The sequence below is a fragment of the Roseomonas sp. F4 genome (assembly GCF_053891155.1).
On sequence record NZ_JBSSHK010000010.1, the window covers coordinates 20,187 to 27,366 of the forward strand.

General features: G+C 65.1%; 7 protein-coding genes. All 7 read right to left on the reverse strand.

Annotated features, from left to right (window positions below; translation table 11 throughout):
- Positions 1-320: 320 nt before the first annotated feature.
- The 7 genes from ACVFYP_RS27480 to ACVFYP_RS27510 all read right to left on the reverse strand — a co-directional run bounded on the left by ACVFYP_RS27480 (position 321) and on the right by ACVFYP_RS27510 (position 6,986).
- Complete coding sequence (locus ACVFYP_RS27480) at positions 321-1,415, reverse strand: HNH endonuclease (RefSeq protein ID WP_499203365.1); 1,095 nt, start codon at positions 1,413-1,415, stop codon at positions 321-323.
- Positions 1,416-1,790: 375 nt separating this feature from the next.
- Positions 1,791-2,258 carry a hypothetical protein gene (locus ACVFYP_RS27485; protein WP_499203366.1) on the reverse strand — a complete coding sequence of 156 codons (468 nt, stop codon included), beginning with the start codon at positions 2,256-2,258 and terminating at the stop codon, positions 1,791-1,793.
- Positions 2,259-2,942: 684 nt separating this feature from the next.
- Entirely contained in the window at positions 2,943-3,731 is a 789-nt protein-coding gene (locus tag ACVFYP_RS27490; protein ID WP_499203367.1) for an HAD domain-containing protein, read from the reverse strand.
- Positions 3,731-4,204 carry a hypothetical protein gene (locus ACVFYP_RS27495; RefSeq protein ID WP_499203368.1) on the reverse strand — a complete coding sequence of 158 codons (474 nt, stop codon included), beginning with the start codon at positions 4,202-4,204 and terminating at the stop codon, positions 3,731-3,733. Before ACVFYP_RS27495 ends, ACVFYP_RS27490 begins: the two co-directional genes overlap by 1 nt.
- Positions 4,205-4,790: 586 nt before the next feature.
- Positions 4,791-5,510 (reverse strand): hypothetical protein, encoded by a 720-nt coding sequence (locus ACVFYP_RS27500; protein WP_499203369.1) that lies wholly within the window; start codon positions 5,508-5,510, stop codon positions 4,791-4,793.
- A 19-nt stretch (positions 5,511-5,529) separates the two neighbouring features.
- Positions 5,530-6,516, reverse strand: coding sequence for a site-specific integrase (locus tag ACVFYP_RS27505; protein WP_499203370.1), 987 nt, complete (start codon positions 6,514-6,516; stop codon positions 5,530-5,532).
- An 8-nt stretch (positions 6,517-6,524) separates the two neighbouring features.
- On the reverse strand, positions 6,525-6,986 hold the full coding sequence (locus ACVFYP_RS27510) for a DUF2321 domain-containing protein (RefSeq protein ID WP_499203371.1): 462 nt from the start codon (positions 6,984-6,986) through the stop codon (positions 6,525-6,527).
- Positions 6,987-7,180 lie beyond the last annotated feature (194 nt).

Below are 7,180 nucleotides of genomic sequence, written 5' to 3' on the forward strand. Positions count from 1 at the left end.
ACGGGCCAGCGAGAGCGGCACTTATTACTGGGGATAAGCGGCACGCCAGGCCCTTATCGGCGGTGCAACTCAAGAGCGGCAAAGCGCTCGGCCTCCTGCAATAGGCTCAATCCCGGCAGACGACGACGATTGGGGTCGAACTCTGCTCATAGGCGTTGCAGCCCGGCCACGCGGACACCTTGAGGACTTCGAGGGCTGGCTGCACGCCGATGCCTACACCGGCTACGACGCGATGGCACGGCCGCGCGGCAACCAGCCGCCGCAGGCCATCCATGTCACCTGCTGGCGCAAGTACCTGGGTCAGCTTGGCGGCACCCCGCCTAAGGTCTCTCCTTGTCCCGGACGATCCGCACCATTCGCCGCTCCAGCTCCTTCCTGTCCTCGGCCAGGTGTGCCCGGCGGTGATCAAGCGGGCAGAGGGCGATCACGTTGGTCCGCCGGTCCTGGCCATCCTCGGAGAGCGCCAGTATGTGGTGGGCCTCGAGGTAGACCGAGCCAGCCGAGGTCCTGAAGCCTGGCTCGTCGCAGAACTCGCACCGGCCTCTGGCACGCGCCAGCACGGCGGCCCGGACCCGAGGGTCCCGGACGAACCGGCGGCCGCTGGAAGGTACGGAGTGCGGCACGTCCGAGCCGATGTCGAGATCGTTGAGGCTGTCGTCGGGCGTTGATGGCTCACGATCCATGAGGCGGTCCATCATGACGTCATGGGGTACCTCGTCGCGCATCCGCTCCCACGCCTTCTGCGCACCGAGGCCGCGCAGTTCGGACAGCGAGGCAGCGATCGCGGCCTGGTCGTCGGCTGTAAAGCGGTGCTGGCGAGCCTCCTCGATGATGGCCTCGCGCAGCTCGGGGACGGTGTCCGTCCTCCAGGCCGCGTCGTTGACCTCCCAGTCTCTGTCCCGGACCGTCCAAAGCGCCATCAGCGGGCGCCTGGCATGGGTGGCGGCGCTGTCCAGGAGATTGCACGCCTGGGCGACGGCACGGGCATCGGTGCGGGGCCTGCCCAGCGCCTCCGCCACATCGCCATAGCGGGTCAGGGTCCCCTCCTGGGCGAGCTTGCCAATGACTTCGAGGATCTCCCGCGCCAAGTCGTGCTGGTTGGAGGCGCGCACCACCTGGCCCTCTGCCGCATCCTCCCTGCGGCCCCTGATGCGGTACCGGATCCTGAGGTTGGCTCCGTTCCCAAGAGCCGGGCTACCTTCAAGGATCTCGTCCCCAGGCTGCATCAGGCGACGCATTGTCCGGCCCAAGGGAGCGAACCTGTGGTCGTTCTTCTGCCCCGGCCCGTATCCGCCGAGCCGGTCGTGGATCTCGCGCGCCGCAAGATCGACGAACTCGACGTTGTCAGCCCTGGCCTGGGCCAAGCGTGCCAGGACCTCCCTTTCGAACTGCCTGGTGGTCGGCTTCACGCTCATAACGGTTCTCCCGTGATCCGGTCGTTATGCGATCGGAGAGTGCGGCCGAAACTCACCGTCCGGGGTGCCGGTGCTTCTCGCGGACAAGGGACAGCTGGAGACCGTTCTGGTCAACCTCGCGAGCAACGGGCGCGACGCGATGGCGGGCAACGGACTGCTCACACGCTCACACTGACGGCCAGCTCTGAGATCATGCAGGACAACACCGATCCGGGTCACCCGGTGACGCTGGAGCGCAGGCCGCTATGTGTGCCTGTCGGTCCAGGAAACAGGCTCTGGCATGTTGCCAGAGTTCTGACGCGGGTGGCGACGTCGACAGTTTCGGCATCAGACGCGGCGTGCAATGCGAGCCGGACTACCAGCGCTTCAGGACGGCTACTCGCCCGACATCAGACGGCTGTACCGGTTCCTGTTTGTCTCAATGAACGCCTCAACTGCATTCGGATCGCTGCGCGGTGGCGCCGCGGTCTTGAGGTGGCGCGCCATCTTGCAGGCAAGCACCCAACGCCCGGCTACGAACAGGTCTCCTGCAACCGGGGGCGCGAGGTGCGGGTCGTCGAGGTACGGTGCAACCAGAACAGCGAAGGCAACCTTAGCTTCCTCGTCCGGCAACTGGTCGAGCTCAATGCGCTGCCCAAGCGCATACCGGCGACCACTCATAGTTTGTGCACGGCTGTAGTCTGCCGCGAACCACATCACCCGGGAGCTTCTCACCCACGACAAGCCGCCCAGCTCGTTGTGCTCGACGGCGTAGCCAAAAAGGATCTCTACGCCGCCGTCGATTTCCACGGGGCACCACGGATCCATGCGGGCGTTCGGACGCCAATCTTCAGGCGCCGTCATGCTGTCCTCGCTGGCTGACGGTGGGTCTGCAGGGTTGTCCGCTGTCGCCGCGAACTCCGATTCCTGGGCTAGCGGCGGCGCAGCACACAGTTGCCTCACAGAAGCAACCCGCAGAGACAATCTTGGAGACCTTCGCGCTGACGCCTGCGGTCACTGCGTTCACGCGGCGAATCGACGGCATGATGTTCATTGTGGCGAGGCACCTGTCCGGCGGCAGGCGCGCTTCTCTCGTCCCAACAGCCGAGCGAACCCGATGCCGAGGTGAACGAGTAGTCCGACACCGGACGCAGTCGTCGCAATTGCCAGAAGCCAAGTTGCAGAAATGGCGACGAGTTCGGCACCCGACAGCTCCGTGCTGTGGAACGCCTGAACAGCTTCGCGCGCCACGGCGGCTGCTGTGAAAAGCCCTGCCAGAGTTCCGGCTGTCCTATCGTGCACCAGCATGTCTCAGGTCACATCCAGCTCATCGATGCTCCTGATGACGAGGCAGGGTACCGTGCATCCCGCAGGAAGCACGTCGGGGTTCGCTTCGACGAATCCGGCGCTCTCGCCGCAGCGCAAGCACTCACGCAGGCCGGTGACTGTGTCGCCCGGTTCGGAGAGCGTGATGCAGTGAATCCAGCGACAGCGGCGGCATTTGACGTAGCGATCTGTGGGGATTGGCATTCTCGTCTCCGGCGCGAGTCAGAAGATCTGGCGCCCCAAAAGAGCGTCTTTGATATCGTCGTCGGGTCCTGGCGGCGTCGACATGTTGAGTGCGTTGGGCAACAGGCGAAGCGCCAAGTTGGGCATCCCGCATCGGAGCAGCCGTGCGGGTGTCTTGTAGCCGACTGGCACCGTCAGCCCTTCAAGCCACCGGCACATCTCAACCCGGCGACCGCTGAAGGCGGCATGGACCTCGGCGGGGATGTCCCGCTCGTCCAGGCTGAGCATGCCGAGGCGCTCGTTGAAGCCGTGGAAGTAGCGAATGGCGGCTGCCGCGTCGCGGACACCGAGTCCCTCGACGCCATCAACGAGAAGTGTCGGTTCTGGTGTTGTGCGCGGCACGTCATCGATTACGAGCCACTGGCCTGGCTGCTGCTCGGGATGATTACTCAGCCAATTTTCAACGTCTCTGTACTTCACCTTCTCGCCATGCTGCATCAGCGGACAGGCCCAGTCTTCGTGCAGCATGTCTTCATCGAGACCCTGCTCAATGAGCTTGGCGCGTGTTTCTGCGAGCCCGACGCTGTAACGCCAGTCGCTCGATACGACGTAGAGTGCACCGGTGGCCTGGTGGATGTGGGCGAGCAGCCGCATTGCGCTGGGCTCAAAGACCACATGGCGCCCGATCTCTCGGGATATTTGTCGACCCGACAGCCAAACTATGCGCTTACGGAGCTCACGGTTGCTCGGTAGCAGCCACGCCCGTTTGCTCAGCAGCGGGCCGTCGACGTCGATGAAAATGACAGGCTGAGTGTCTAAGGGATGCATCACAGCAGTCTTCTGCCAGGGCGACTGAGGTAGCGAGTCAGGTTGTCGACGATGAATTTCCCGATTGCTTCGGGGTCACGGAGCGGCGGCGCGTCGGTCGCGAGGTGTCTGGCCATCTTGCATGCGGCCACCCACCAGCGGGCAGTTTCCAAATCTTCCGTGACCGGCGGTGCGACACGTGGATCGGCCAGGCGTGGTGTCATCATGATCGCGAAGGCGTACCTGGCTTCCTCATTTGGCAGCTCGCCGACGGTGATGCGGCGGCCGAGCGAGTATCGGCGACCGCTACTCGTCCGGGCACGGCTGCCATCCTCACGCATCGATTCAACCGGCGAACTTCTCATCCAGGCCAGCCCGCCCGTTGCATCGTTCTCGATGGCAAAGCCGAAGAGGGCCTCGGTGCCGTCGGCAAACTCGACGATGCACCAAGGGTCCAGAATGACGTTCGCGCGCCACTCCTGAATCGCGTTCATGGCATCGCTCTGTTCATGGTCATAATTCCCTCCATGCATTGAGCGGCACTGGAAGACCGGCACCATGGATGCGAGCGACAGCCGACGGTCAGCACGGCGCGAAGGTGCCTGCCATCATCGGGTATTGCGTGCCAGGGCCTGAGCGTGCGGGAGATCGCGCACCGGACCGGCTACGGCCGGAACTCGGTGGCGGCACAGCGCGATCATCTGGATCTCTAGTCGCGCATGCATGCTGCACCGTCACTGTACTCGCAGCGATTAAGTCAACGTCGGTGAATGTGTCGTGCAGGAACATCACCTCATTGGAGAAGCTCCTGAAACCCTCGGTGACCTCGTAGAGCATGTCCGCTTCCTCCGCGGCGTCCGAAACCGGCAGCCGCTGAGACAGCAGCTTGCCACGGACTGCCTGTAACCTCAAGCGTGGCGCCGCGGTAAGTCATTGAAGGAAAAGGAAAATGTTGACAAGGACACCGCGGGGCGTGACTGAGCGGCGCCACTGCCGCTGCCACCGAAATCCTTAAGGCTGCCCTATTTCCGGCTGCTGTCGCGTGGTCCTGCTAAATTTGCGCGTTGGTAGCGGCAGCGGTCACCTCTCGCAGGCGAAATCGGGGCGCCCATCATCCCGTTGACGGCGATAACGACGAGCACCAGGTCGGCCGCGCCGCCTGGGTTTGAGGATGTCGTAGTCCCACTCGTCCCCGACAATCTGCTGCCAAGTCAGGTGCAGGTGCTCGGTGTTGGGCTCACGCTGAATCATGACATTGAGGGGGCGCAGATTGGCGAGTTCCGGCACGATCAGACGGGCCGCCTCGGCGATGTGGCGCTGCGTCTCTGGCTGCCAGTAGCCCTGGCGCCGCGATGGCGTGCTGCTCTCCACCTTGAGTTCGACCCAGAGGGCGCATTCGGTCGTGATAACGAGCAGGTCGGGCCTCGCCAGGAACATGAAACGGAGGCGCTCCACCAAAGGCGAAGCGGCGCGCATCTCGTCCGTCGACCAGGACGCCGGTGAACGCAGGAGGTCCCTCACCTCGTCGAACATCGAGGCGATCTGGGCCGTGTCCACGGTTGGATCGACCCAGTGCAATAGGCGCTGCACCAGGGGCCACCTCTCAGCATCGCTCAGGGATTTCCAGACGTCCCTGAAGGGCGCGGGCTCGACAAAGACCTCCCTGATGGGGCCGACTGGCCGCTCCTGCGTAGCGTCAAGCAACGCCAGAAAGCGGCTGCCCACGACGGACGGTTTCCGTAGTTCGCAGAACAGCATCGCCGCGAAGTGTGCTTCCGACCTGATGATCCGCTTCAGCATGCCGCCGACCCGGGCCGCATCAAAGGAAGTCCCGCCCCGCGTGTTCCTCGAACAGCCGGGCCGACCTGACGTACCCTGATAGCGTTTGCACCGATCGGTGGCGGCTCTGTTGCTGCATTTGAAAGATGCTCGCCCCGGCGCGGGCGGCCGCGGTCAGGAAGCCCGCGCGCAGGCTGTGCCCGCCGTAGGCGGCGGGGTCGAGCCCGGCGGCGGCGATGCGCGCCTTCACCACGCGGGCGACGGCGCGGTCGCTCATCGGGTCGGCGGTGACCGTCCGGCCGTCGTTCGAGATCCGCCGGAACAGGTATCCGTCCGCGATGCCTCCGGCCGCCAGCCAGGCCTCGAGATGCTGCACCGGCCGGATCCGGCGGCCCTCGGGCACAGCGATTTCCTGGCCTTTGGCTTCCTGGTCGCCCTTCGATCTGCGGATGGCGACACGGAATCCTTCCTGGGCGCGCCAGAGATCCTCGACGCGCAGCGCGACCAACTCCGAGCGCCGCATGCACGAGGCCATTCCGAACGCCCAGAGCGCCCGGTCGCGAACGGCGCGCAAGGAATCACCCGTTATGTGGACCAGCACGTCGCGCACGATGTCGGCGTCGGCGGCGGCCTTGCGCACCGGCAGCCTGCCGTCTTCGCGCCGGATCCCGGCGAGGATCTCATGGATGACGGCGCCCTGTTCCGTCTTCTGCGGTGGCTGCCGTCCGGCGCGCCGGTGGACCCAGCCGATGGCAGAGAGCTGCAACTGCACCCAGGAGGGCGACACGCCCCGCGCGGCCTCGGCGGCCAGGTAGCCCGCGACTACTGCGGGGTGCGCCGGGAGCGGCTCGTGGCCTTGGGCGCGACACCACGCCGCGAATGCGTCCCAGGCGGCTTCGTACTTCAGCCGCGTGCTTGCCGCACGCGAGGCCGCGGCGAAGCGCCGGGCGTGCTCGACGACCTCCGGCGCGAGGGCGGGAAGCCTGCTCTCCGGGGCCGGGACGAGGCCGCTGTCCTCGTGGTCCATGCCTGGCCTCACGGCTTCAGCCCGAGGGTCTTCTTGGCGGTCTCCGACGCCACGTCGGTGACGACCTTGATAGCGATGTCGTAAGCGGGCTTCTGCAACTTCGAAAGCAGCTTTTTGAGCTTGAAGACGGCGACGTCGGTGCGAGGGGTCGTCGCGGCGACGTCTGGTATCAGCGCTGCGGCCTCGGCGGCGTCCTTCTCATCGAGTTCGAGCTGCACGGCCTCGACTGCGGCTGCGAGCGCGTGTTGCCGCCAGGGATAGGCGGTCCCGCAGGCATGGCAGTTGTTCGGGACCGGGGTCGTGCGCAGGCTGAGCACCCCGGGGCTATGGTAGTGTCCCTGGATCGGCGCTTTGCATTCGGGGCAGGTGGTAATCGTCTCCTGTCCGCACTGCGAGCAGAAGGGCTTGTTGAATTGCGGCATGGTCGCCGCGTGCTCGGTGATCTGGTGCCCGTTCAGGCACACCTGCATTACGTCGTGGCCCTCGTGAATGGCGCCCTCCTCTGCCCGCTAGTTGTGTCCGGAAAGGGATTTTTCCGGACACACACCACGATAGCCACGGCGTTCCGATAGGGCAACTTTCTCGACGACGTTTGTTGTGCCCGTGCATGAGCACTCCGGTTGCCTGACGAAGCAATGTCGCTGGTGATAACGCCGTTATGTCA